The sequence below is a fragment of the Streptomyces sp. NBC_01478 genome, assembly GCF_036227225.1.
In the GTDB taxonomy this organism is placed as follows: Bacteria; Actinomycetota; Actinomycetes; order Streptomycetales; family Streptomycetaceae; genus Streptomyces.
In genome coordinates, this window is record NZ_CP109444.1 from 1,432,489 (window position 1) to 1,457,585 (window position 25,097).

The following is a 25,097-nucleotide window of genomic DNA, read 5'->3' on the forward strand; positions in this document are numbered from 1 at the left end:
TCCCCCGCCGTCGACCGTGGAAAGGCGTGATCACGGTGATTGATCCGTTCGACTCAGGCTGGCCGGAAGGCCAGCACGGCGTTGTGACCGCCGAAGCCGAGCGAGTTGCTGAGGGCCAGGGACACCTTGCCGGTTCTGGGAACTCCGCTCACCAGGTCCAACTCGGCTTCCTTGAGCGGGTGTCGGAGGTTGGCCGTGGGCGGGGCGGTCCCGTGGAAGACGGTCAGCGCGGTGAGCGCGGCTTCGATCGCGCCGGCCGCGCCCATGGTGTGACCGGTGACGCCCTTCGCCCCGGTGACGGAGGGGCGACCGCTCAGCAGCCGTTCGATGACCGTCGCTTCGATGCGGTCGTTCATCGGGGTGCTGGTGCCATGGGCGTTGACATGGTCGACGTCGGCGGGTGAGGCGTCGGCGTCGGTCAGGGCCCGGCGCATCGCGAGTTCGGCGCCCACTCCCCGCGGATGGGGCGCCGTCTGATGGTGGGCGTCCGCGGACGCGCCATGGCCGGCGAGTGCGGCATAGCGCCGGACGCGGCGGGCGACGGCATCGGGAGCGCGTTCCAGGACGAGGACGCCCGCCCCCTCGGCCAGGACGAATCCGTCCCGGTCCGCGTCGAAGGGACGGGACGCTCCGGCCGGGTCCTCGACGCGCCGGGACAGGGCTCCCGTGCGGAACAGGGCGGCCGAGCAGAGCCGGGTCACCATGGCGTCCGCGCCGCCGGCCAGCGCGAGGTCGCAGGCGCCCGAGCGGAGCAGATCGACGGCGACGCCGATCGCGGTGGCACCCGAGGCGCAGGCCGTGCCGGTCTGCAGGACCGGCCCGCGCGCGGCGAGTTCGATGGCGATCTGGCCGGCCGCCATGTTCGGCAGGAACATCGGCAGCGTGAACGGTGAGACCAGCGCCGGTCCCCGCTCGCGCAGCCGGTCCTGCTGCTGTTCGAGCGTGGCGATCCCGCCGGAGCACGATCCGATGACCACGGCGACACGGTCCCCGTCCCAGGTTCCCGGCGCCAACTCGGCGTCGGCGACCGCCTCTTGGGCCGCGGCGAGGGCGAGGAGCGCATACCGGTCGACGCGCCACGGCTGCGTCCCCGGCGCATGGACACCCGGATCGAAGTCGGGAATCCGGCAGGAGAAGCCGACCGGCATTCCCTCCAGCTCCGGGTCGTCCAGGGCCGTCGGGCGGCCCGAGCACACCCGCTCCCAGGTCTGTTCCCGGCCGATTCCCGCCGGGGTGACGAGACCGATCCCCGTCACCACCACCTCCGGCCTGCCGCCCCCGGCGGTCACGACCTCGCCTTCAGCGTCTCGACGAGGTCGACGGTCTCCCGCACGGTGAGGGTGCCCGCCGCGTCGGAGTCGTCGAGGGGGACGTCCCACTCCTCCTGGAGGGTCATGAAGAGTTCCACCACGGCGAGCGAGTCGAGGCCGAGGTCGTCGTAGGAGGCCTCGGGCCGGACGGTCCCGGCCGGTACCCCGAACTTGCCGGTCAGTGTGGTCACGAGGTGGTCGTGGACGGCGGACATGATGCGGTCTCCTTGTGCGTGGGGCGGGATTCGGGTGCGTGTCGGACGGGTTTCGCCTCGGGCCATGTCATGGCGATCGAGCCCCAGGTCAGACCGCCTCCGAAGGCGGTGAGCAGGGCGCGGGCGCCCGGCGCTACGGCACCTCGGGCGGCGGTGTCGGCGAGGGCGAGGGGAAGGGAGGCCGCCGCGGTGTTGCCGACCTCGCGCAGGTTCCCGTGACAGCGCTCCGGCGGGATGCCCAGCTTGTCGGCGACGGAGTCGAGGATGCGCTGGTTGGCCTGGTGCGCGACGAAGGCTTCGACGGAGTCGACGCTCCAGCCGGCCCGGCTGAGGACCGTCCGCGAGGAGTCGGCCATCTGCCGTACGGCCCGGGCGTACACCTCCCGGCCGCGCATACGGAAGTAGCGGTCCCGTCTCGGTGGGAGTTCGTCGGTGTACGGCGAACCGGAGCCGCCCGCGGGGATCATGATGAGGTCGCTGCCCGTGCCGTCGCTGCCGAGGTCGAAGTGGACCAGGGCTCCGGGGTCCCGCCGCTCTCCTCGCGTGAGGTAGGCGGCGCCCGCGCCGTCGCCGAAGATGACGGCGGTCTCCCGGTCGCGCGGGTCCACGATCGTCGAGTAGGTCTCGGCGGCGACGAGCAGCACGCTGTCGTACGCGCCCGCCATGAGCATCGCCGAGGCGACCGCGGCCGCGTACACGAAGCCCGAGCAGACGGCGGCGAGGTCGAACGCCGGAGTGCCGGTCATGCCGAGGCGGGCGGCCAACTCCGGTGCGGTGGCCGGGCATCGGCGGTCGGGGGTGGTCGTCGCCAGGATCAGCAGACCGGCGTCGTGCGCGCCGGCCGACTCCAGTGCTCCGCGCGCGGCGGCCACCGCGAGATCGCCGGTCGTGGTACCGGGGCGGACGCGATGGCGGCTGTGGATTCCGGTGCGGGTACGGATCCATGCGTCGGAGGTGTCCAGGCCCTCGCGCACGAGTTGGTCGTTGCCGATCCGGTCGGGTGGCAGGGACGCCCCCAGTCCGGTGATGACCGCGACGGCGTTCACGGTGTCGGCCCGCCGCTCGCGAACAGGGCCGCCACGACGTCCTGTTCGGCCATCGGAGCCCTCGTCCGCGCGTCCGGTGGCGCGACCTCGTCCAGGAGGACGGCGAGACGCGGGTGTACGTCGTCCAGGGCGCGGTCGCGTTCCCGGTGCACGCGGAGGGCGTCGGAGACGGTGAGCGATCCGTTCTCCAGGTGCCAACTCAACGTCTGTTCCAGTGACTTCAGGGCGTACAAGGTGTGGAGGGCGTGCAGCCCCGCGAGGTGGGACGCCTGGTCGGTGTCGGTGGGGGCGGCGTCGGCTTCGGCGACCGCTTCCGCGAACGCCTCCAGCAGCAGGCGCTGTTGGTGTGCGTCGGCGAGGGTGACGAGGTCGGGGAGCAGGGGGTTCCAGGTCTCGAAGGCGGTCTTCTCGTCCACGGGGACGCCTTCGACCCGCCCGCGCAGTTCGGCGAGAAGGCCGCGCTCACGCAGGAGCGCCAGGGCCAACGCCCCGTCGGGGGACACCAGATCGGGCATGGCGGCCGGGGCGGGGGCGGTGTGCGTGAGGTCCTCGACGAGTTGCTTTCCCGCGTCCAGCCGGATGAGGAGGTTGTCGCCCGCCGCGGCCTGGTACACCTGCGCCAGGCCCTCGTACTCGAGGAGCCGGTTGACGGTCAACAGGCCCTGGGCGCCCGCGCGTTCGCGGCAGACCCCGGCCGCGTGCCGCAGGACGCGGGTCGCGGCCACCTTGGCCAGGGCCTGTTCGCGGCTGACCGAGGCCCAGGGTGCCCACACCGGGCGGTACGACCCGGGCAGGTCCGTGGGCGCGCTGCGCTGCCGTACGTACTGTGCCTTGACCCGGGCGACGAGGAAGCTGCACGCGTACACCTCGGCGAGGACACCGTAGAGGGCCTCTTGTTGGGTGCGGTAGTGCAGGACGGGGAGGTCGGGGCGCAACCGTCCCATGGTCAGGCGCTGTTGGCTGTGGCGGATGCCGATGGTGACGGCGGCGCGTGCCGCCGCGGTGAGGCCGACGGCGGCACCGGTGGAGGCGTTGGAGGAGACCGAGAGGGAGCGCACCAGGCGTCGGTCCGGGTCGCCGAGGGGGTCGGAGAACTCGCCGTCGGGCGCGACGGAGGCGTCGTCGCACAGCCAACCGTCGTAGGGGACACGGGTGTTGTCGAAGGTGACGAGGGCGTAGTTCAGCGGGACCGAGGTGGTCTCGGGGAGCTCGGTGACGTGGACGCCGGCGGTGATCCGGTCGGCGTCGCGGATGCGGACCGCGAAGGGGAACACCCCGCGTTCCTGGCCCGCGAGGAGGAGGCGGGCGTAGACGATGGCCATGTGGGCGCGGCCCGTGCCGGCGACGTGGGACATGAACTTGGCCGCGGCGGGGTCGGGGCTCCGTAGGGTGAACTCCCTTGTGGCGGGGTCGAATCGGGCCTCGGTGCGGGTGGCGAGGTGGCTGTTTCCGCGGCCGATCTCGGTGATCATGATGGAGCCGAAGGTCTCGTGCCGGTCCACCTCGTCGATCAGCGGGCCCAAGTAGGCGCCGGGCCTGCCCAGTTCGGCCATGGCCGCCACGCACACCGCGTACTGCACGGTACCCGCGAGCAAGAGCGGCGGGTCGACGGTGGCGGACCATTCCAGTACGGCGAGCAGGCGGGCGGGGTCGCGGTGCAGGGCGTTGGCTCCGCCCACCCACTCCCCCAGCGCGCGCAGCCGGTCGTAGGTCCGCGTGTGCCGGTCGGGGCCGCAGGGTGGTGCGGACCTTTTGAACGGCGGGGTGTCGAGCAGGCCGTCCAGGGCGTCGACGTCCCGTCCGGTGTCGCCGTGGAGGAGTCGCCGGAGCAGCGCGGTCCCGGTGGCCGCGTGGTCGGCGGTCATGCGGCGGGGGCGGCGCGCAGCAGGGTGCGCCGGGCCTGGCCGTCCTCGATGGCGAAGACGAGGGCGGGACGGAAGGCGTGCAGGTCGATGCCGACCCGGCTGCAGTCCTGGCCCGCCTGGCGCACCCGGACCTCGGCGCGCAGCGGGATCTTGTCGTCCTCGGCCGGGCCGGTCCGGGTGAAGGTGCCGGTGAGGAGGGTGGGCAGGGGGAACACGAACCGGCTGAACTCGAAGGCGCTGGCGTGCATCACGGCGTAGTAGGGGGGATGCCCTGGGGGTGGGAGCCAGATCTCGGACACCGCCCAGGTCACGAGCTGGATCGACGCCTCGATGAGGAGCATGCCGGGGACGTGCTGCTGGTCGGCGGTGTGGTCCCTGAGCATCTCGGTGTCGTTGACGACGGCCAACTGCGCCTGGAACGCGTCGCCTTCGACGTGTGCGTCGCCGATGAGAACGTTGTCGCGGCTGTGCTTGAGGACGCTGTGCCGGGGCACGGCGGTCGGTGGCCGGCCCGCGGGCAGGACGGCCGCGCCGTACGCCTTGAGCAGTTCGGAGGCCAGGTCGCTCCACTCGGTGTCGTCGACGCCGAGTCCGGGTCGGATGCGCAGTGGGTTGTCCTGGTCGGGGGGCCGGTGGCGGAGCCGGTCGCGAAGCTGGGCCGCCGTGGTGAAGTCCGGCTGGACACTGGCGTGTTGGAAGGACTCCCCCACCACCCACTGGTGGAGGGAGTCGCCGTGGTGGAGGGGTTCGTCGTCGTTCGTCTCCGGGGCGTGCTGCTGATCCGTCGTCATGTGTCGCTCCTGGGGCGGAAGTTGACGGACGTCTAGGGGGTCAGGCGGCGAAGGGCGAGGCGGGCTTGGGGATGCCGGCGAGGCCGCCGTCCGGAACGGACAGCGCGCCGTCGCAGACCAGGGCGTGTCCGGTGACCGACGAGGCCGCGGGCGCGGCCAGGAACAGCGCGGCGGCGGCGACTTCCTCCGGCGTCAGCCACCTGCCCTGCGGGACATGGCTCATGAGCCAGTCCGACAGCGGTGCGTGCTGCTGCATGGGGCCGGTCATGTCGGTGCGCACCCAGCCGGGGCACAGGGCGTTGACCCGGATGCCCTGCCGGGCCCAGCCGACGGACAGCGAGCGCATCAGGGAGAGTTGGGCGGCCTTGGTGACGGCGTAGGCCTCCATCGCCGGCGTGGCGATGAGCCCGGCCACGGACGACACGAGGACGACGGCCGCCGTCGGCGAGGCGGTCAGGTGGCGGTGGGCCGCGCGGCACAGGTCGACGGTGGCTCCGATGTTGACGGCGAGCAGCGGGTCCCACTCGGCGGAGCCGCTCTCCGCGAAGGGGACCAGGTGCGAGGTGCCGGTGTCGTCGGCCGGGAAGACGCTCGCGTTGTGCACGAGGACGTCGAGACCGCCCAGCCCGGCGGCGGCCTCGTCGACGAGGCGTGCGGCCGTCCCGGAGTCGGCGAGGTCACCACACGTGATCACGGCCTGCCGTCCGAGCTTGCGTACCTCCTGCTCGGCGTCGAGCAGCGCGTCGGCGCTGCGGGCCGCCAGGGCGACATCCGCCCCGGCCTCCGCGCAGGCGACCGCGATGGCGCGGCCGATCCCGCGGGAGGCGCCGGTCACCAGGACGCGGGCGCCGTCGAGGCGGAAGAGGGAGGCGAGGGTGCCGGGGGCGGTGGAGTCGGCGACGGTGGACGGAAGGGACGCGGTCACAACGGGGCTCCTTCGGTGCGGGGGACTTCGGTACGGGGTGCGGCGAGGGCGCCTTGGGGCCTCGCCCTGGTCCAGGTGAGGACCGTGCTCCCCCAGGTCAGACCGGCGCCGAACGCGGTGACGAGCACGCGGCTGCCGGTACGCAGGCGTCCGTCGCGGTCCGCGGTGGCCAGGGCGTACGGGATGGAGGCCGCGCCGATGTTGCCGACCTCGTGCCCGACGATGACCACCCGGTCCTCGGGCACTCCGGCGTCGACCGCGGCGCGGCGCAGCAGCAGGGGGTTGGGCTGGTGGGAGACCAGCAGGTCGACGTCCGTCAGACGCAGACCTGAGCGGTCCAGGGCATCGCCGAGGACCTCCGGGAAGATGCGCAGAATGAAGTCCCGTACGGCTTTCCCGTCCATGTAGACCTTGTGGCGCCCGGCGGCGAGGGTCTGCGGGGAGGCGGGCAGTCGGCTGCCGCCGGCCGGGATGAGGACGTCGCCCGCTCCGGTCCCGTCCGAGCCCAGCCTGATCGGGGCGAACCCCGTCCCGCCCGGAACGGGCCCGAGGATCGTCGCCGCCGCTCCGTCGGCGAACAGCACGGCCGTGGCCCGGTCGGCCGGGTCGACGAAACGGGAGTAGACCTCGACGCCGACCACGGCGGCATACCGTTCGCCGCTGCCGGAACGGAGCCAGTCATGGGCGACGCGGGCGGCGAACAGCCAGCCGGAGCAGGCGGCGGCCACGTCGAAGGCGACCGCCCGGTCCGCGCCCACCAGGGCCTGGACCCGGCACGCGGTCGACGGTCCCAGTTCGTCGGGGGTGGACGTGGCGAGGACGAGCAGACCGAGCGCGGAGGCCGGGAGACCGGCCGCGGTGAGCGCCTTGCGCACGGCTTCGGCGGCGAGATCGGAGGCGGCCTGACCGGGCTCCGCCACATGCCGGCGCAGCACGCCGGTGCGCCGGACGATCCAGCCGGGGTCAACGCCGGCCGCTTCGGCGACCTCGTCGTTGGTCAGGATGCGCTCGGGTAAGCACGTGCCGGTGGCGAGGACGCCGATGCTCGGCGCTGGGGACACCGTGTACCTCCAAATGGCGGGCGGGGTTTGCGAGTTCGCCGTTTCCCGCATTCACGGTCGGCTTTTTCCAGATTGCCCGCCGGGCCCGGCGTCCATCAGGGCGTGAAGGACAGGGGTCGAAGCACTCGCCGAATTCGCTTTACACCCCCCGCGATTCCGAACACCCCAATGCACGCTGATCCACGCCGATTCACCACGGGATGCCGTTCAACTCACCGAAATGTTGAGCGTGTTGAATCCGGCTTGCGTGAACTCCCTGACCCTCTACTGTCTTTGGCGGTACCGAATTCACCGCAGGGGTGAATTGCCGTCCCTTTGCGGATGGTTGGGGCGGGCGGCGGGTCCGTCACCGGACCGGATCACCGCCCGTCGCGCTGTACGGCAGGATCGTCACCACCACGGAAGGCAGGTCCTCCAGCGCGCGGGCGATCCGCTCGGCGGTGCCGCCGTGCAGCAGCCGGCCGAGCACGGTGGTGTAGGTGCGGCGCGCGATGAGCAGGGTCAGCGCGGTGCGGGCGTCGGCGGTCTCGCGGACGGCGAGTTCGGCCAGGGCCCGCTCCAGTCGCCGGTCCGGGCAGTCGACGACCTCCAGCGGAACGTCGGTGGCCCCTGCCGCCTGCCACCGCGCCACCAGCCGCCGGGCGCGCACTCCGTCGACCGCGATGTGCACGGCCCGCACCTCGTCGGGCCGCAACTCGTGCGCGTAGCGCAGGGCGTGGAAGGCGGCCGGGTCGACGGCGTCGACGAGGACGCACACGACATGCCGGCGGCGGCGCGGCCGGTCGCTCTGCCCGGCGGGCGGCAGTGCCTCCAACTCGGCGGCCTCCGCGCGGTATTCACGGTTGATGCGGATCAGTGCCCACACCCCGAGCGGGAAGACCACCACGACCAGCCAGGCGCCCTCGGTGAACTTGGTGACCGCGAAGATGAGCACGACGGCCGCCGAGACGAGCGCCGCCGTGGCGTTCACCGCGATCTTCCACCGCCGGCCGGGTTCACGTCGGCGTGCGTGGTGGACGGTCAGCCCGGCGCCCGCCATGGTGAACGCGGTGAACACCCCGATCGCGTACAGCGCGACGAGCCGGTCCACGGTGGCGTCGGTGACCAGCAGCAGGGCGAGCGCGACCACGGCGAGCGTGATGATGCCGGTGGAGAAGGCCAGTCGGTGTCCGCGTCGGGTCAACCGCCGTGGCAGGAAACGGTCTTCGGCGACGAAGCTGGCCAGGTAGGGAAAGCCAGTGAAGGGCGTGTTCGCACCGGTGTAGAGGATCAGCGCGGTGGCGAGCTGCACGAACACCAGCCCGGCCGTGCCGAACGGACCGCCGCCGAAGACCAGTCGGGCCTCCTGCGCGATCACGGTCGGCGTGCCGTCGGTGTACGGAACGGCGTGCGTGAGGTGGGCGAGACCGGACACACCGAGGACGAGCACGCCCAGGACGCAGCTCATGGTGACGAGCGTGCGGCGGGCGTTGCGGCCCTGTGGCTCGCGGAAGACGGAGATGCCGTTGGAGATCGCCTCCAGGCCGGTGAGCGAGGAGCCGCCGTTCGCGAACGCGCGCAGCACGATGAACAGCGACGCCCCGTACAGCCACCCGTCCCCCGCCGTGCCGAGCGGTACGACACCGTGCGCGTGGACGTCGGCGTGCGGCAGATCCCCGAACGCCCACCGGGCCAGGCCCACGGCGAGCATCAGTCCGACCGCGGCCATGAAGAGGTACGCGGGCACCGCGAACACCCGTCCCGCCTCCCGCAGGCCGCGCAGGTTCCCGTACACCAGGATCAGCACCACCCCTGCGCTGACGGGGAGTTGGAGGTGATCGAGGCCTGTCCAGCCGTCGCCGACGAGATGGGCGAGCGAGATGAGCGCGTTCGTGCCCGCCGAGACCTGCACGGCGACCGTCACGACGTAGTCGACGAGCAGCGCGACGGCGGCGATCTGCGCGATGTCGGGGCCGAAGTTCTCGCGGGCGACGACGTAGGAGCCGCCGGCCCGCGTGTAGATCGTGACGACATCGCTGTAACAGAGCGTCAGCAGCACGAGGATCAGCAGGATCGCGCCCGTCACCGGCATGAGCAGGGTGAAGGCGGCGACCCCGACCACGGGCACCAGGACCCGCAGCATCTCCTCGCTGCCGTACGCCGACGAACTGACGCAGTCCGAGGCGAGCACCCCGAGCGCCGTCCGGTTGTCCAGTTTCTCCCGCCGGATGCGCCCGGTGACCAGCGGCGGGCCGAGCAGTCGGCGCTTGAGCCGGTAGGAGAGCGGCTCGGGAAGGAACTCGGGTGGCGGTTGCGGCGCCGGGGAGGAGTCGGTCATGGAGCCATCTCACCCGGACCGGCGACGGCACCCGTCGAGGATCACCCGCCGGGCCCCGAACTGCACCCGGCCGGGCGGACGGTGGCCCCGCGGATGCCGCCGGAGCCTCCGGTCGGAAACCGGCCGCGCGGGCGGTCGCGTTCACCTCGGCGGCCACGTCCTTCAGCTCCTCCGCGTCCCGCGCCACCCACGAGACGTCGACCAGGAACTCGTCGAGGCCGATCTCGGCGTACGCCATCAGATCGGTGACGATCTGTTCGACGTCGCCCTGGAAGGGCCGGCGGTCCGGTCCCTCGTACCGCTTGGCGGTGTAGTCCGGATTCACGCGTACGACCGTCCGCAGCGGCCGGGTGCGCCCCCGCTCGGCGGCGAGGTCATGCAACTGGCGTCGGCTCTGTGCGACTTGCTCGGGTCCGTCGGCGTACGGCAGCCAGCCGTCGGCGTGGTCGACGAGCCGGCGCATGGCCCGTGGGGAGTTGGCCGGCACCAGGATCGGGATCGGCCGGGCCGGCTTGGGCCCGACGACGGCCGAGGCGATGCTCGTGATCCGGCCGTCCTCGTAGACGACCGGGTCCGGTCCCCACACCGCCCGGCACACCTCGAACACCTCGTCCATGACCTTGCCGCGCTCCGCGAACGGGCGTACCCCGGCGGCCGCGTACTCGTCGAGGGACCAGCCGCTGCCGAGGCCCGCGATCACCCGGCCGCCGCTCGCCGCGTCCAACGTGGCCAGGGACTTGGCCAGTTGGAAGGGGATGTGCAGCGGGGCGACCAGCACGGCGGTGCCCAGTTCGGCCCGCTCGGTGGCCGCCGCCGCGAGGGTCAGCGTGACCAGGGGCTCGGCCACGCCCCGGTAGGCGTCGGGCCAGGGCAGGCCGGGACGCCGTAGAGCGGCTGGGTCGGGGGTTCCGGGAACAGGGCGCGTTCGTACACCCAGAGGCTGTCGTATCCGATGTCCTCGGCGGCGCGTGCCACGTCGGGCACGTCCTTGCCGAGGTCGTACTGCCGATTCTGCGGGAGACCGATTCCGAGCCGGGTCGTCATGCCGATGCGTTCCTCTGTGGTTGGTTGCGCAATCGAGTCAACGGTGACGTGTCGCACGGCCGCGGCGGGTGATGCGTGGCCTGTGGGGCCGGGCATCACACGCCGGGGAGAGCGACTCAGTGACTGTTGACGGCGGAGGCCCAGTCGAAGTTCACGCCCATGTCGGAGTACATCTTCGAGTAGCCGACGAAGCAGTTGAACGTGGTGACCTTGCCGTTCTTCAGGTACCAGAAGTCGGCGGTCGGCGCGTCGACCTTCTGGCCCTTCCCCTTGACGACGCCGCCGGTCGGCGTCTGGAGCTGGCCGTCGAACGTGCCCTGGATCGACAGCTCGATGCTGACGGTGTCGCCGTTCACGGTGATGCGCTTGAGGTCACGGTGAACATTGGAGAAGAGGCTCTTCATGTAGGGCAGGACGCTGCCGAGCGCCTCCCCCTGGTAAGCCACGCCGGGGACCATGTCGTTGAAGACGCCGTCCTTGGTGAAGCTGTCGACGAAGGTCGGGACGTCGATGTGGCTGCCCTCCGCCACGTAGTAGTCGCGCAGGACGATCGCGAGGTTGGCCTTCTCGTGCTTGGTCAGGTGGCGGTCGGTGAGCGGCAGCTTCGCCAACTGGCGGGCGGTCAGGGTGGGAGCGGCCGTATCGCTGTGGCCCGCCGCGCTGTCGTGCGCGGGGCTCGCGGCCTGTGAGGGCACGGCGGCGATGGAAAGACCGCCCAGGACGGCTACCGCGGTCGCGGCGGTGATCGACTTACGACTGATGAGCTTCATGTCGCATTTCTCCATGTCTGGCCTCAAGTTCCGGATCCACGGCAGCGGTCCGGACTCCGTCGCGCTCTTAGTAAATCAAACGCTCGCTTGACTTTATGAACGGCAGTGCAAGCTGTCAAGCCACTGTTTGAATTGTCTGTCGACGCCCTCGTACGGGGTCGACTCCGCCGAACGACCGATTGACAAAGTACTCAAGCAAATGCTTGAGTACATGCCGTGACCAGGGTAGAAAAGACAGACCTACGCCGAGAGGCCGGTCAGCGCACGCGGGACGGCCTCCAGGCGGCCGCCCTGGACCTGCTCGCGCAACGCGGGCAGGAGGGCTTGACGCTCCGCGAGATCACGGACCGCGCCGGAGCCAACGTCGCCGCGGTGAGCTACCACTTCGGGTCGCTCAAAGCGTTGTGCGAGTCGGCGATCGAGCACGCGTTGGAGCGGTATCTGGACGCCCAGATAGAGGCACTCGACTCCCTCGGCTCCGCCCCGACGCTGCACGAAGTGGCGCAAGCGTTCGCCGGGCCGATGGTGCGCGCGTTCGCGGCCGGTGGACAGGACCTGGCCGTGATGCGGACCGTGGCGCGCGTCGGCATCGATCCGCCGGGGGGCTGGGACCGGCTGACCGCCAAGTTCGAAAAGAGCCGCCAGGATGCCATCCGGGTGCTGGCGCCGAACGTCCCCGGAGTCGACGAGGAAGAACTGATCTTCCGTACGCGCTGCGCGGCGGGCATGTTGAACTGGCTCGCCCTGGCTCCCATCGGCGCCGAACTGGCAGCCCTGCCCGTCGAGCAGTTGGAGCGGCAGTTGGTCCCCGTGGTGGCCGGGGCGTTCCGCGGGGACACGACCGGTCGCTGACCGCCGGCCGCGCGGCCGGGGCGTCTCAGGGCTCCGGCCGGAAGGGGCACGCGCCGGCATCGGTCGTGGGGTCGAGGGCGTTCGGGGAACCGTCGGCCGACAGGGCGCGCGTGCCGGTGTCGGCGTCCGACGGCGGGGTGAAGGCGACGTCGAGGCGGGTGAGGCCGCGGAAGTTGAGGCTGCGCTGCCACTGCGGGGGCTCGGTGCCGTCCGTACGCAGGTCGGGGAGGCGGGTGAGGAGCGCTTCCAGGACGATCGCGCCTTCCAGCCTGGCCAGCGCCGCGCCGAGGCAGAAGTGCGGACCGTGCCCGAACGACATGTGCCGTCCGCCGGGCCGCTCGAAGTCCAGCACGTGGGGATCGGGGAACACGGCCGGATCCCGGTTGGCGGCGCCGCACACCAGGAGCACCGTCTGGCCTTCGGCGACGGTGCGTCCCGCCAGGTCCAGGTCGTGCCGTGCCCGGCGCAGCATGAGCTGGACCGGGGCGTCGTAGCGCAGGAGTTCCTCGACCGCGGCGGGGATCAGGTCGGGTCGTTCGCGCAGTCGCTTCGCCGCGTCCGGGTGGTGGAGGAGGGCGAGGGTGGCGTTGCCGATGAAGTGGGTGGTGGTCTCGTGGCCGGCGATCAGGAGCAGGGCGCAGTTGGCGAGGAGTTCGTCGGGGTCCTGGTCGGTGTTCTCGGCCTGCGCGGTCACCAGGGCGCGCAGGCTGTGCGGGGCCGGCGGATTGTCCGGTCGGGTGAGGAGTTCGCGCAGGTAGGCCAGCATGTCGGCCATGCTCTGCGAGGCCTCGCGGTTGCGGTCGGCGTCCAGCCGGGAGTTGCCGATGGCCTCGGCGACCGGCTCGGACCAGGACGCGAGGGCGGGGCGGTCCTGCTCGGGTACGTCGAGGAGGTCGCAGATGATGGTCAGTGGCAGCGGGCGGGCGAGGTCCGCCACGATGTCCATCCGCCCGGTCGGCGCCGCCTCGGCGATGATCCGGTCGACGGCTTCGAGGATCCGGGCGCGGAGTGCCTCAACTGCCCGCGGGGAGAAGGCTTTGCTGATCAGGCCCCGCAGCCGGGCGTGGTCCGGGGCGTCGCTGTAGAGCATCTGCCGGCTCAACACCCGGGCCAGCGGCCGGAGTTCCTCGGACACGGCCTCCAGGTCGGGATAACGCACCGAGGACAGGCCCGGGTTGCCCGTGGCGCTGCTCACCACCGCGTGCCCGGTCGCGATCCAGGCGCTCAGGTGACGGTCCCAGAAGAGCTCGTCGGTGGTCCGCAGCTCCTCGTAGAAGTCGTAGAGGCGTTCTTGGATCCGGGGCCGGAAGGCCGGCAGCAGCGAAGGCGTGGCGGTGCGCATCGCGTCAGGCTAGATCATGTGCGGACATACGGGAGTTGACGTTCCGGGAACAGGCTGTGCCGGTTCGTGTCGGGGCTCGGTCGTTGCTCAGGTGTGTGTGCTTCGGCACCGTCATGGGCGTTTTTCGACGGCTCTCGCGCAGCGCGTCTCGACGGTCGCGGCGGTGACGGCGGCGGAGACGGCGAGGACGCCGACGACGAGCGGAAGTCGGACGGTCGTGCCGGTCAGGGAGCCCGCCAACGCCGTGCCCGCGGAACCGGACGTGATCTTCAGGGCCGCGACCCAGATGAAGACCTGGCTGCGGGCGCCGCTCGGCGCGTACTCCGTGCGGGCCGCGAGGGTGGAGGCGAAGAAGAAGCTGTTGAGGATCCCGGTGAGCGCGTAGGCCGCGGCGGTCACCGCGAAGGCGGGGCTCGCGGTGACGGTCAGGAGGCCGGCGACCACGCCCAGGGCGAGGCGGCGCATCAGCCGGTCCGGTTCGCCGGTGAGCGGGAAGACCATCACGGCCATGGACCCGGCGAGATTGCCGAGGCCGTAGGCGGCGGTCAGGACGGCCGCGGTGGCCGGCTCGGTGCCGAGGATCCTCGTCAGGTGGACCGCGGTGATCGGCAGGGCGGCGACACTCAGGGCGACGATCATCGTCAGGTAGACGGTGCGCCGGAGCGAGCCGGTGCGGGCTATCAGCGCGAGGGTCGCTCCCGGCCTGAGGACCGTTGCCCGGTCGCCGCCGTGGAACGGCGCGGCGAACGGCAGCAGCAGGACGCCGCCCGCCGCGGTGGCCGCCCCCGCCGCGAGTGCGAGCCCCGCCGCGGTGGGCGAGACCCAGCCCGACAGCGCGGCCACCAGGGACGGGCCGACAGTGCCGCCGATGCCGTAGGTGGCCACGTCCCAGCCCTGGGCCCGTCGCTGCGTGCGCAGTTCAGGTCCCACGATCGCGGGCAGCCGGCTGCTGATACCTCCGGTCAGCAGCGGCCCGCAGGTGCCGGCGGCGGCCAGCAGCAACCCGGTCACCACGGCGGGCGCGTGCCCGTACGTCAGCACTCCCCCGGTCAGCGCGGCGGCGTACAGCAGGCAGGCCGTCGCGATGACCTTGCGGCCGTCGCGGGCGAGGTCCAGGGGCCGCGCGACGAAGGGGCCGAGCAGATGCGGGGCGGTGACGCAGGCACCGAGTACTCCGGCGAGCGTCCCGGAGCCACCGGACGAGGTGACGAGCAGGACGACGGCGACCACGGCCCCGCCGTCGGCGGTGCGGGCGAGGGCCGCGGCGAGGACGTAACGCGCCAGGCCGTGGCCGACCCTCCCGAGTGAAGGCCCAACTTCCCGCGTCCCCGGCGTACTTGCTGTGTGCTGCTCGCTCATGGTGGTCGGCGCTCAGGCGGTGAGCCCGAGGGCGTCCAGCGCGGCGACGACCTCCTGGCGGGCGGTCTCGTCCAGTCCTCGCAGGGGGCGCGGCAGGTTCGGTTCTCCGGTCAGGCCGAGGTGGGAGGCGACGGCGGACATGACGCGCAGACTGCCGTGGCGGCGGAACAGGGCCCACAGCGGTTCGAGTCCTTCGGACAGATCCGCCGCCGGGCCCGCGTGGCCGGCCTGGGCGGCGCGGGTGAGGGCGAGGGCGGTCAGCGGGAAGGTGCCGCCGATGACCGAATACCAGGCGTCGCACCCGGCGTTCAGGCCGCGGGCGGCCGTCCAGTCGCCGCTCACCCCGATGGTGACCGTGTCCGGGACCAGCGCGCGCAGCGCGTCGACGCGGCGCCGGGCCTCGCGCGGGTCGTCGGGCACACCGGGGATCTTGATCGAGCCGACGTTCGGCAACTCCGCGATACGGCCGTGCAGTTCGTCGGTGAAGTGGACGTGCGTGGTGCCCGGGTTGTCGTAGACGCACAGCGGTACGGAGAGTTCGCGGGTGACGTCCTCGTACAGGCCGAACACCTCTTCCTCGGTGAGGAGTTGATACGTCATCGGGGCGAGCAGCACTCCGGAGGCGCCCGCCTTCTGGGCGTCCTCGGCCAGTTCCAGCACGTGCGAGGTGCGCAGCGCGCCGATGCCGACGATGACGGGGGTCCCGTCGGCGGCGTCCACGGCGATCCTCGCGGCGTGGGCGCGCTGCTCGCGGGTGAGGTAGGCGTAGCCGCCGGTGGAGCCGAGCGCGCCGATGGAGTCCACGCCTGCGGCGGCGAGACGGGCGACGAGTGCCGTGTACGCCGCTTCGTCGATCCCCTCCTCGTCGGTGGGGGTCAGGGGGAAGGCGCTCAGGCCGCGGAACATGGTGACTCCTCGAATGGGTGGGACATGCGTGCTGGTCAGTTGGCCGTCGAGCGCAATTCCTTGACGACCGCGGCGAGTTCGGCGGCGAAGGCCTCCGCCTGCGGCTCGGTGACAGTGGAGGTGGTGACCCTGATCGCGCCCTGGTGCGCGGCCGGATCCGGCGCGAAGAGGTGTCCGGGCCGTACCGCCCAGCCCCGCCGTGCGAGGGCCGCGACCGCTGCCCGTCCGTCGACGTCGAGTGCGACCCAGACGTTCAACCCGTCGGGCCGGTACGGGACTTCGATGCCCTGGGCGTGCAACCGCTCGACCAGCAGGCCGCTGCGCCGGGCGTAGAACTCGCGGGCCCGTTCCTGGAGTTCGTGGACGCGGGGGTTCAACAGGAGTTCACGGGCGGCGTGTTGCAGCAGCCGGCTGACCCAGGTGGTGCCGGCGCTCAGCCGGGCCTCCAGGCGCGCGGTGGTCTCGGCGTCGGCGGCCACGAGGGCGAGCCGCAGATCCGGTCCGAGGAACTTGGACACGGACCGCACCAGTGCCCAGCGGGTACTGCCCGGCGGGGTGATCCGGTGGTACGGCCGCGCGGAGACCGCCGAGAAGTGGTCGTCCTCGATCACGAGAACCTGGGGATGCTCCGCGAGGAGCGCGCGCAGGTCGGCCGCCCGCTCCTCGGTGAGACTCGCGCCGGTCGGGTTGTGGGCGCGGGGTGTGCAGACGACGGCGCGGGCACCGGCCGCCAGGGCGGACCGCAGCGCGTCGGGGCGCATGCCGGAGCCGTCGACCCCGACCGGCGCCGAGCGATAGCCGCCCAGCTTCAGGGTGCCGATGCTCGCCAGGAAGCAGGGGTCCTCGACCGCGACCAGATCCCCGCGGGTGAGGTGGGCGTTCAGCAGCCGCTCGGTGGCGTCCACCGCGCCGTGCGTCACCAGCGTGCGGAACGGCTGGTCGATGTCCTCGGCGAAGTCGGCGCGGGCCCAGGCGTCCAGACCGGGGTCGATCGCGGGCGCGCCGTACAGCGGCGGGCGGTAGTCCCCGTGCCGGGCGGCGGCCAGGAGGTCGGGCAACAGCTCCGGGTCGGGGTTGCCGCTGGCCAGGTCGACGCAGTCGCCGGCGACACCGACGCCGACGCCTTCGCGCGCGAGCTGCGGTACCGCCGCGACCACCGTGCCGCCGCGACCCCGCGTCTCGGCGACACCCGCCTCGACGAGCCGTCGGTACGCGAGGGCGACCGTGTTCCGGTTGACCCCCAGCTCGGCCGCGAGCACGCGCACCGGGGGCAGACTCGCCCGCGGCGCCAACTCGCCCGCGGCGACCTGGTCCCGCACGCTGCCAGCGATCTCGGCCGCGGTGGTGCCTCTGATGCTCACGTGACCAGCTCCGCCCGAAGAGAAGGGTCTGAAGGGAAGGATCCGAAGAGAAGGATTCGTCCTATGCCAAAGATTGTCCTATGCCAAACATACGGCATGGGTGAGCCTGCGTGTTCGTCAAGCCGGGCTGGTGGGTGCGTCAAGCCAGGCTGGCGAATGCGGGGCGGCTCGGTCAGGCGTGGGGCATCGGCGACACTGCACGATTCGCCGATCCATCTGACCCATGACGGAAGAACAGTCACCGGACACCACCTGCCATGGAGGTTTACAGCGGTTTGGTCCGGGTTCGCTGGGACGGCGACGGTCGCGGCGACACAGTGGACGGTGAAACAAGGTCACCGGACGAGGTCACACCGACCCGGCGCGTCCCGGACCCTTCGCTCTTCCTCAAGGAGTCACGGCGTCAACCGGCTGATCCGCGAGGCCCTGCACCCCTACCGCGCGGACCTGCGCATCGCCGCCAAGGTCAGCGCGCGTCGCACCCCGGACCGTGGCCGGCCCGCCGCGCTCTCCCGCCCGGAGCTGGTCCAGGCCGTCCAGGACAACCTGGAGCACCTGGGCCTGGACACACTGGACCTGGTGAGCCTGCGGATGACGGACACCCTGGAGGCGTGTGACATCGCCGAACCCCTCACCGTGCTGGCCGAGTTGCGTGAACAGGGACTCATCCGCAACCTCGGCGTCAGCAACGTCAGCGCGGAGCAGGCTGAAGCCGCCCGGCGGATCGCCCCGATCGTGGCGGTGCAGAACCACTACAACATCGCCCACCGGCGGGACGACGCCCTGGCGGACCGGTGCGCGGAGCGGGGCATCGCCTTCGTCCCCTTCTGGCCGCTGGGCGGATTCCGGCCCCTGCAGGTCCAGGCCCTGGAGCAGGCGGCCGCCCAACTCGGCGCCACCGCACGCCAGATCGCACTCGCCTGGCTGCTGCACCGCAGCCCGACCGTCCTGCTCATCCCCGGCAGCTCCACCCGCGCCCACCTCGCGGAGAACATCGCCGCCGCCGCGCTCGACCTGTCCCACGAGGCGCTGCGACTGCTGAACGCCCTTGCAGACACGGCCAGTTGACCCCAGTTCCAGCCACCACTCCCCCCTCTTCCTCCCAATCCGGGGATCCGCGGGTCAACACTGCCGTAGAAGACGTCTTGAGCAGCTTGCTGGGAGCTACTCCTGTCAGGCAATGCCCCCCTTCGAGGCGATGCCCATCCCGACCGAGCCCGGTCTCACCCTCACCGCGCTCAGCGCCGAACCGGGGACCCCGGAAATCCGGCTCCGCCCCGGCGGCAACCAACTCACCCGCCGGCGACCACTGGAGCCCGGCACATCCCACCCACCGAGGGAAACGAACCACCCCATGAGATCACCCCGTACGTCCCACCGACTGCGGCACCGCCTCCTCCGCCCGGTCCCCCTCGCGGTCGCCGCCGCACTCGTGGCCGGAACCGGCGCGCTGGTACCGATGCTGGCCAACGGCGCCGAACCGACCTGCGCGGTGGACTACGACGTCGCCGGACAGTGGACGAGCGGCTTCCAGGGAACGGTCGGCATCACCAACAAGGGGGCGGCGCGGACCAGTTGGACCCTCACCTTCGAACTCGGCGGAGGCGAGAAGATCACCCAGGGCTGGAACGGCGACTGGCAGCAGTCCGGCACGACCGTCACCGTCAAGAACACGAGCTGGAACGGCACGCTGTCCCCCGGAGGCACCGTCACCGCCGGCTTCATCGGCTCACGTTCCGGAGCGACCGCCACACCCACGTCCTTCAAGCTGAACGGCGAGGCCTGCTCCTCGGGGACGGACACCACCCCCGGCCCCGGCGAGACCGTCGCCCCCAGCTTCAGCGAGTCCAGCAGCCCGACGCCCACACCGACAGCGACGGCGACGGCGACGACCACTCCTGAGCCGACCGCCACCCCCACCCCTACGGCCGCCGCGAGCACCACATCTGCCGGTGCCGCCGAGTGGATCCCGCCGTCCGGCATCGTCAAGCAACTCGGCGACACCTGGGACCACATGGCCTCGACGTACCCGGACATCTACGGCTTCAAGAACTACGGCTACGACCAGGTCATCGCGAACAAGGGCAGCATCAACTACTGCGTCCGCTGGGACTCCGACAACGCGGTGACCGCCACACTGCGCGACCAGGTCCAGACGACCCTGCAGAAGCAGTTCGACAAGTGGATGACCGCGCTCAGCGAGAACGGCGAGGGCTACAACCAGTGGCCGTACGCCTCCGTGAAGGTCAAGGTCGTGGGCTGGGCGGTCAAGGACCGCTCCACCCTGAAGTGGGACGACGACTCCGTCGACATCTACGCCGGCAACCTCGACGAGGGCGGCGCGCCCCAATGCGCCGAGCCCTGCGGCCGGTTCTTCCACCAGGACGGCGACTACTCCCAGTGCCCCGGCAAGGAGGCCCACCACTACGACGAGTCCCTGTGGCTCACGAAGGGCATGGGCTTCGGCGGCGCCGGCGGTGACTGGGGACAGCGCCTGGACCAGGAGTACTTCACGAACGCCCTGGACGAGGAGAACCTGCACATCTACCTGCACGAAGTCGGCCACACCTTCGGCCTCGACGACTTCTACGACTGGACCCCGACGCCCGACGTCGGCGGCTTCATCATGAACGCCGGAAGCGCCACGGAGATCACCGAGTTCGACAAGTGGATGATCCGGGACTTCTGGCGCCACATCAAGAGCCGCTACGGCTACTGAGCGCTGGGCACCGAACGCTGAGCGGTGAGCAGTGGAACGCACTTCTTCGTGGCCCACCGCCCACCGCCACCGCCCACCGCCGCAGCCCGTGTTCCGGACCGCCGGGCGAGGTGCCTACCGCCTCATCGCGACGTCAGCCCGTTGATCCGCCACAGACCGTCGCCGGCCCCACCGGAGGTGTACGCGTCACCGGACGCCGCCAGGGAGAAGCTGAAGGAGTTGATCCCGAGGAGGTTGGTGACGTGGGACTGCACCCCGGTGGCGGCGTTCACCCGCTTCACCTCGCCGCCGACCAGGAAGTAGACCAGCCCGTCGCCGCCGACCGAGATCGACGTGGGTTCGTAGGTCTCACTGGCCAGCACCCGCGTCGTACCGGTGACCACGTTCGTCTGCAGAATGCGGCCTTGGCCCATGTCCGCGGTGTAGGCGAGGCCCGCCTTGTCGAACGCGAGGCCGTAGGAGAAGCCGAGCCCCGTGGCCACCACGCGCGCTGTTCCGCCGTCCGGGACGGCGACGATCTCCCCGTTGCCGTCGGTGACATAGGTGGTGGCGCCGGAACGCGCCACACCGAAGAGCGAGGGCAGACCGGCGGCCAGGGTACGGCGGCTGCCCGTGGCGAGGGAGACCTGCTGGAGCACGCCGTCGAAGTTGGTGATGTACGCGTTGCCGTCGGCGACGGCCACTCCGCGGAGGTTGCCCAGACCGGTGGTGACCGTACTGAGCGATCCGGTGGCCAGGTCGAGCTTGAGCAGATCGCCTCCCGAGTACGCCAGATACAGCGCGCCCGCGTTGTCGGGGGCGATGGCGACCGGGGAGCCGGCCGTCGGCGCGATCCACACACAGTCAACGGACGGGCACTTGACGTCCCCCGTCGCGGCAACTGCCGGAGCGGCAAGGGACATTGTCGCGCCCGACGCGAGCAACGCGCCAAGGGCGAGTGCCGCCCCCAGCGCGCGCCCACGCCTGGCGAGCGAGCGGGCGGGACGGTCGAGCGGGAGTCGTGTCGCGGTCCTAGATCTCATCATTGAGTCCATCCGTTCCTGTCCGTCGACGATCGGTGGGCCCACGGGATCACCGCGGGCACTGCACTGCACACGGACTGGGGTACGGGGAGGGTTCACCAAGTAGCTGTCTCGGCCCCGCGATGCCGATGGACTCGCTATGCCCTCTTTGCGGTAACTGTCACTGAATCCCATAAAAGATCAGTCAAGCCCAATGTGCGCCCAAACTGCGGCTGACCAGGCCGAACAGCCCTACGGCGGAAGGGTTTTGGGCCGAGTATCTCCAATGCCGGAGTCGCGTGCGGGGCCCGGAGTTCCCTGTCTTGATCAGCGTGTAGATCTTCGGCTCGCTATTGATTCGTCTGAGTCACCCAGGAGGATCCGAACGGCACGATGATCGTCTGCGGCGACGGCCGCATACCTGGAACAGCCCAGGATCAAGGTGTGGGTCAACTTCGTCAGTGAGTTCACCAAGACCGGCCTCTGGGACAACTAACGTGCAGGTCGCCCTGGCGCTCGCGGAAATTCTCTGTGCCTGGGCCGCCTTCTGGCAGGTACGAGGTCACCGGGACCCTCTGCTCATACCGCTGGTGGTCGTCGTCGCGGCAGCCGGCATCGGTCTGCCGCTTCTCCATCCCCTCGGGCACCCCACTGCCTTCTCCCTGGTACTCCAGGTGATCGCGCTGCTCGCACTCGTCCTCATCGCCGGTGTCGGCCGCAGTCGAGAATGACGCGGGACCGCTGCTCCGGCGGGAGCCGGTCCGGTGCCGGGTGCCTGACCGCGGCTCGTCGGTCAGGCACCCGGGGTGTCCGAACGGACGATCACTTCTTGACGACGGACTCCACCCAACTGATGAAGTTCGTCGTCGCGTCCCCGGTGCGCTCGGCCATGGTGTGCGCCATGGCCCACACCGTGGCGAAGTCGACATCGCGGATGCCGTAGTTCAGCAGGGCCAACTGGAGGTTGATCTCGGTGGTGTTGGCCGTGTCGCCCTGCATGATGCCGGTACGGATGCGCCAGTGTCGCGCCACCTGCGACTGCCGGTAGCCGGCGAAGGCGGGCGAGAGGAAGTACAGCGGGTTGTACGCGTTGCCCCGCCAGACCATGTCCTTGCCGACGCTGTCCTTCTTGGCGAAGTCGCTGTCGTACGCCGAGACTCCGTAGTCGGAGTTCCAGTCGGAGTACGTGGCGTACTTCGTCTCGTTCGCCTTGATGACGTCACGAGAGAGCGGCACGAAGTGCGACGGAACGTTGAGCCCCATCGCGAAGACGCTGTTCTCGCCCTGCCCGCGGGAGTACCCGTCGAACGCGCCGACCGGCTTGTTCGCGTTCTTCTGGCTGTTGACGAAGCCTTCGAGGCCGGACACCGTGGCGGTGTTGGTCGTGGCGTCGTAGGTGACCCAGGTGCTGTTGGTGTTGAGGTAGGCGATGTAGTCGGCGACCGTCTCGTACGTGGTCGAGGTCCCCGTCTGCCCCGATCCGGGCGGGCCGCCCTGGGTGGTGATGGTGTACGGGAAGGTGTTGTCCGACAGGAAGTTGTTCAGCGAGGTGGTGATCACCTCGATCAGGTGGTCGTGGTAACTGCCGGCCAGGTACGTGCCGCTGCTGGACTCGGTCAACTCGAGGCGCCTGCCGTGCTCGTCGCGCAGCCCCAGGCGGTTGAGGTACTTGGGCCAGGCCTTCGCGAGGTCCGCCGAGTAGGCGCTGGTCCACGTGCCGGACGCGCGCGTACTCGTCGAGGCGAACTGGCCCATGTTCCACTCGTAGGACAGGTTGGCCTCTTGCAGGTTGGTGATCGGGCACCAGGCCATGACGCCGGCGACAGCGTCGCTGAGGGGCCGGCCCTGGGCGTCCTCCATCGCCGCGCCGATCGTGCGCAGGTACGGGAAGTACAGGGGGCTGTCGCCGGACGTGCCCGCCACGGTGTCCTGGGCGCCGCCGCCGCTCATGCCGAACAGGACGATGTCGTCCGTGCTGCCGGGCAGGACGCTCCGGTTGTACTGGAGGAAGCGGACCGCGGCCTTGAGGTCGGTGACGCCCCAGGGTGCCGCGTCGGAGCGGGTACTGGTCGAGCTGTTCCGGCCGCGCAGGCCCGGCCACACGTAGACGAGCCCGGCCTCGAGGTACTGCGACACGCTGGTGTAGCTGTAGGACGTGGCCGGCGCCTGCTGGGCGTAGCCGGGGGTGTTGACCGGGATCACGATCGGCGCCGTGCGTCCCGAGTACTGGCCGACGGTGCCCTTCGGGTTGGCCTTCGCGGTGTACGTGGCCCCGTCGCTGTTCGCGGTCGCCGTCAGATAGGCGCCCGGCACATAGATCGACAGGTTCTCGTAGTCCGTCGCGGCCGGGTTCGTGACGTACATCTTGCCGACCTGGTAGTACACGTCGTTGGTCGCGTCGTACGACCAGGCGGTGGCGTCGAACTCCAGCGAGTACGCCGAGGACGCGCTCGACGAACCGCTCGACGCCGAGGTGGCGGCGAACGCCGTGCTCGCCGCGCCCTCGGCGGTTCCGAACGCGGCCAGGGCTGCGACGCCCGTCGCGCTCCGGATCACAGTTCTGCGGTTGATGTCCACCTGTAGGCCTCCTTGTACAGCGAGTTACGCGATCACAGCCGTACGCGCCCACCGCCTTGGCGGCACTGCGGGCAGGTCGGGCTGTGCGGCTCATGCGCGTCCCAGACTGTCGGTCGGGGGCCAGGATTGTTAACAATTTTGATGATAATTTTGTTAGAAGGTTTGCTGCGGGCACCTGCCCTTCGCTCCTTCGACGTCGGCGACGAGTCGGGACGGAACCGTCAGGGCCGGGTGACGTCGGTGCGCCGGTTGTCCGGCTTGAAGGGCAGCGTGGTGACCGTCGCCCGGATCTCCCGCTGCGGAGTGCCCTGACGGCCCCACAGGACGACGACCTCCGTGCCGGGCGCCGCGTGCGCGGGGTCGAGCACACAGAGGGAGATCATCGCCCGCAGGGTCGGGCTCACGGTGCGGCCCGTGGCGACACCCACCCGGTCGCCGGACACCAGCACCTGGTCGAAGTGGGGACCGCGGCCACGGGGCATCTCCATCTGATCGGGCAGTTCGGCGTCGCTCAGGAGCGAGGTGAGGACACCGGCGACATCCCGCTCGTTCCAGCGCAGCCCGACCAACCGGCGTGCGGGTACGCCGCTTTCGGCGTCCCGGACGAGTGCGTCCCGCCCGCTGAAGTCGCGGTCGGGGACGCCCTTGCGGAACCCCCAGCCGAGTTCGCCCGGCTTGCGGAAGTAGTCGGTCACGCCGCCCGCCGGGACGAAACTGCCGGTGGGCGTGCCCTTGCGGAACTGCCTCGGCGCACCCGGCGTGAGGATCGACGCCGGCAGATAGTCCAGTCCGTTGGTCGCGATCCCGGCCTCGATGTGCTGAACAGGCTGGGCCCGGAAACCGAGTTGGCGAATGCCGACGTCCTGCCCGCTCACCACGACCGCCGCCCAGATCTCGTTGGCGTGCTCGGTCGGCCCGTGCAGCTCGTACCCGAGCTCGCCCGAGATCCCGGTGCGCAGGACCCGTACCGGCACCCCGTCGACCGTCGACATACGGCTGCGGCTGAAGCCGATGTCGCGGAGATCGTCGCCCGTCAGCTTCTCCAACGCGGCCAAGGACGCCGGTCCTTGGACGCCGAAGATGAAGCGGTCGGGGCTGATGTCGGTCGCCGCCGCGTCCCAGCCGCCCTGGCTCAACTGCCACAACAGCCAGTCGCAACTGCCCGCGGTGTAGACGAACTCATCGGGCCCGAGCCGGCACAGCACGCCCTCGGAGGCGATCCAGCCGTTCTCGTCGAGCTGTACGTGGTGCTTGATCTGCCCGGTCTCGAAACGGGACAGGTCCCGCATCCCCAACCAGCGCAGGAAGGCGAGCGCCTGCGGGCCGTGCACCTTCACCTTGTGCAGCGAGCTCCAGTCGCCGACGTAGCACGAGCCGACATGAGCGGCGCTCTCCTCGACCCAGTCCGAGTACTCCTCGGGAAGCAGGAGCTGCGCGAAGCGGCCGTAGGTGCCCCGGGTGTTGCCCTCGTCCTGGGCCGCGGCGGCCGGGCTGAACATCGCCGGCCGCTCGGTGATGAACGGTGCGTCGTTCAGCCGGAGGACCGCTTCGTAGGTACTGCGCTGTTGTGCGACCAAGTCCATTTCACACTCCATCGAGAGGACGTCATCGTCCAGAGCGTCGTCGGGGCGCCGGC

At 70.9% G+C, this 25,097-nt stretch carries 20 protein-coding genes and 1 pseudogene; 4 read left to right on the forward strand and 17 right to left on the reverse strand.

Annotation, left to right across the window (positions count from 1 at the left end; translation table 11 throughout):
• Window positions 1-53 precede the first annotated feature (53 nt).
• The 10 genes and pseudogenes from OG223_RS06435 to OG223_RS06480 form a co-directional block, all read right to left on the reverse strand.
• Window positions 54-1,289 (reverse strand): beta-ketoacyl-[acyl-carrier-protein] synthase family protein, encoded by a 1,236-nt coding sequence (locus tag OG223_RS06435; protein ID WP_329243660.1) that lies wholly within the window; start codon window positions 1,287-1,289, stop codon window positions 54-56.
• Window positions 1,286-1,525: an acyl carrier protein gene (locus tag OG223_RS06440; protein ID WP_329243662.1), complete on the reverse strand. Its 240-nt coding sequence runs from the start codon at window positions 1,523-1,525 to the stop codon at window positions 1,286-1,288. Before OG223_RS06440 ends, OG223_RS06435 begins: the two co-directional genes overlap by 4 nt.
• Complete coding sequence (locus OG223_RS06445; protein ID WP_329243665.1) at window positions 1,498-2,571, reverse strand: beta-ketoacyl-ACP synthase III; 1,074 nt, start codon at window positions 2,569-2,571, stop codon at window positions 1,498-1,500. The genes OG223_RS06440 and OG223_RS06445 overlap by 28 nt, the downstream gene beginning before the upstream one ends.
• Entirely contained in the window at window positions 2,568-4,436 is a 1,869-nt protein-coding gene (locus OG223_RS06450; RefSeq protein ID WP_329243668.1) for an acyl-CoA dehydrogenase family protein, read from the reverse strand. Before OG223_RS06450 ends, OG223_RS06445 begins: the two co-directional genes overlap by 4 nt.
• Window positions 4,433-5,227, reverse strand: a complete 795-nt coding sequence (locus OG223_RS06455) for an AfsA-related hotdog domain-containing protein (RefSeq protein WP_329243670.1) — start codon at window positions 5,225-5,227, stop codon at window positions 4,433-4,435. The genes OG223_RS06450 and OG223_RS06455 overlap by 4 nt, the downstream gene beginning before the upstream one ends.
• A 40-nt stretch (window positions 5,228-5,267) precedes the next feature.
• Window positions 5,268-6,152, reverse strand: coding sequence for an SDR family NAD(P)-dependent oxidoreductase (locus OG223_RS06460; RefSeq protein ID WP_329243673.1), 885 nt, complete (start codon window positions 6,150-6,152; stop codon window positions 5,268-5,270).
• Window positions 6,149-7,213, reverse strand: a complete 1,065-nt coding sequence (locus tag OG223_RS06465) for a 3-oxoacyl-ACP synthase III family protein (protein ID WP_329243676.1) — start codon at window positions 7,211-7,213, stop codon at window positions 6,149-6,151. Before OG223_RS06465 ends, OG223_RS06460 begins: the two co-directional genes overlap by 4 nt.
• A gap of 346 nt (window positions 7,214-7,559) precedes the next feature.
• The gene (locus OG223_RS06470) at window positions 7,560-9,530 is read right to left on the reverse strand and encodes an APC family permease (protein WP_329243678.1); all 1,971 of its coding nucleotides are present in this window, start codon (window positions 9,528-9,530) and stop codon (window positions 7,560-7,562) included.
• 118 nt (window positions 9,531-9,648) lie between these two features.
• Window positions 9,649-10,574, reverse strand: a pseudogene (locus OG223_RS06475) (LLM class F420-dependent oxidoreductase); the annotation flags it as partial.
• Window positions 10,575-10,690: 116 nt separating this feature from the next.
• On the reverse strand, window positions 10,691-11,344 hold the full coding sequence (locus OG223_RS06480) for a nuclear transport factor 2 family protein (RefSeq protein ID WP_329243680.1): 654 nt from the start codon (window positions 11,342-11,344) through the stop codon (window positions 10,691-10,693).
• A 216-nt stretch (window positions 11,345-11,560) separates the two neighbouring features.
• On the opposite strand from OG223_RS06480, the gene OG223_RS06485 reads away from it, so the two are divergent.
• The gene (locus tag OG223_RS06485; RefSeq protein ID WP_329243683.1) at window positions 11,561-12,196 is read left to right on the forward strand and encodes a TetR family transcriptional regulator; all 636 of its coding nucleotides are present in this window, start codon (window positions 11,561-11,563) and stop codon (window positions 12,194-12,196) included.
• A 25-nt stretch (window positions 12,197-12,221) separates the two neighbouring features.
• Here OG223_RS06485 and OG223_RS06490 read toward each other — a convergent pair whose 3' ends face one another.
• From OG223_RS06490 to OG223_RS06505, 4 genes are all read right to left on the reverse strand, one after another.
• Entirely contained in the window at window positions 12,222-13,538 is a 1,317-nt protein-coding gene (locus tag OG223_RS06490; RefSeq protein ID WP_329243684.1) for a cytochrome P450, read from the reverse strand.
• 111 nt (window positions 13,539-13,649) lie between these two features.
• On the reverse strand, window positions 13,650-14,897 hold the full coding sequence (locus OG223_RS06495) for an MFS transporter (protein ID WP_329243686.1): 1,248 nt from the start codon (window positions 14,895-14,897) through the stop codon (window positions 13,650-13,652).
• 12 nt (window positions 14,898-14,909) lie between these two features.
• Window positions 14,910-15,803: a dihydrodipicolinate synthase family protein gene (locus tag OG223_RS06500; RefSeq protein ID WP_329243689.1), complete on the reverse strand. Its 894-nt coding sequence runs from the start codon at window positions 15,801-15,803 to the stop codon at window positions 14,910-14,912.
• 35 nt (window positions 15,804-15,838) lie between these two features.
• Entirely contained in the window at window positions 15,839-17,164 is a 1,326-nt protein-coding gene (locus OG223_RS06505; protein ID WP_329243691.1) for an aminotransferase class I/II-fold pyridoxal phosphate-dependent enzyme, read from the reverse strand.
• A gap of 324 nt (window positions 17,165-17,488) precedes the next feature.
• On the opposite strand from OG223_RS06505, the gene OG223_RS06510 reads away from it, so the two are divergent.
• A complete protein-coding gene (locus tag OG223_RS06510) occupies window positions 17,489-18,232 on the forward strand; it encodes an oxidoreductase (RefSeq protein ID WP_329243694.1) in 744 nt (247 codons plus the stop codon).
• Window positions 18,233-18,344: 112 nt separating this feature from the next.
• Window positions 18,345-19,883, forward strand: coding sequence for a cellulose-binding domain-containing protein (locus tag OG223_RS53910; protein ID WP_443073689.1), 1,539 nt, complete (start codon window positions 18,345-18,347; stop codon window positions 19,881-19,883).
• Between the two features lie 122 nt (window positions 19,884-20,005).
• On the opposite strand, the gene OG223_RS06525 is transcribed toward OG223_RS53910, so the two are convergent.
• A complete protein-coding gene (locus OG223_RS06525) occupies window positions 20,006-20,905 on the reverse strand; it encodes a hypothetical protein (RefSeq protein ID WP_329243697.1) in 900 nt (299 codons plus the stop codon).
• A 476-nt stretch (window positions 20,906-21,381) separates the two neighbouring features.
• On the opposite strand from OG223_RS06525, the gene OG223_RS06530 reads away from it, so the two are divergent.
• Window positions 21,382-21,615 (forward strand): hypothetical protein, encoded by a 234-nt coding sequence (locus OG223_RS06530; RefSeq protein ID WP_329243700.1) that lies wholly within the window; start codon window positions 21,382-21,384, stop codon window positions 21,613-21,615.
• A 91-nt stretch (window positions 21,616-21,706) separates the two neighbouring features.
• Here the strand turns inward: OG223_RS06530 and OG223_RS06535 are convergent, their stop codons facing one another.
• Window positions 21,707-23,461, reverse strand: a complete 1,755-nt coding sequence (locus OG223_RS06535; protein WP_329243702.1) for an esterase — start codon at window positions 23,459-23,461, stop codon at window positions 21,707-21,709.
• 221 nt (window positions 23,462-23,682) lie between these two features.
• Window positions 23,683-25,044 carry a glycine cleavage T C-terminal barrel domain-containing protein gene (locus OG223_RS06540; RefSeq protein WP_329243705.1) on the reverse strand — a complete coding sequence of 454 codons (1,362 nt, stop codon included), beginning with the start codon at window positions 25,042-25,044 and terminating at the stop codon, window positions 23,683-23,685.
• Window positions 25,045-25,097: the final 53 nt, after the last annotated feature.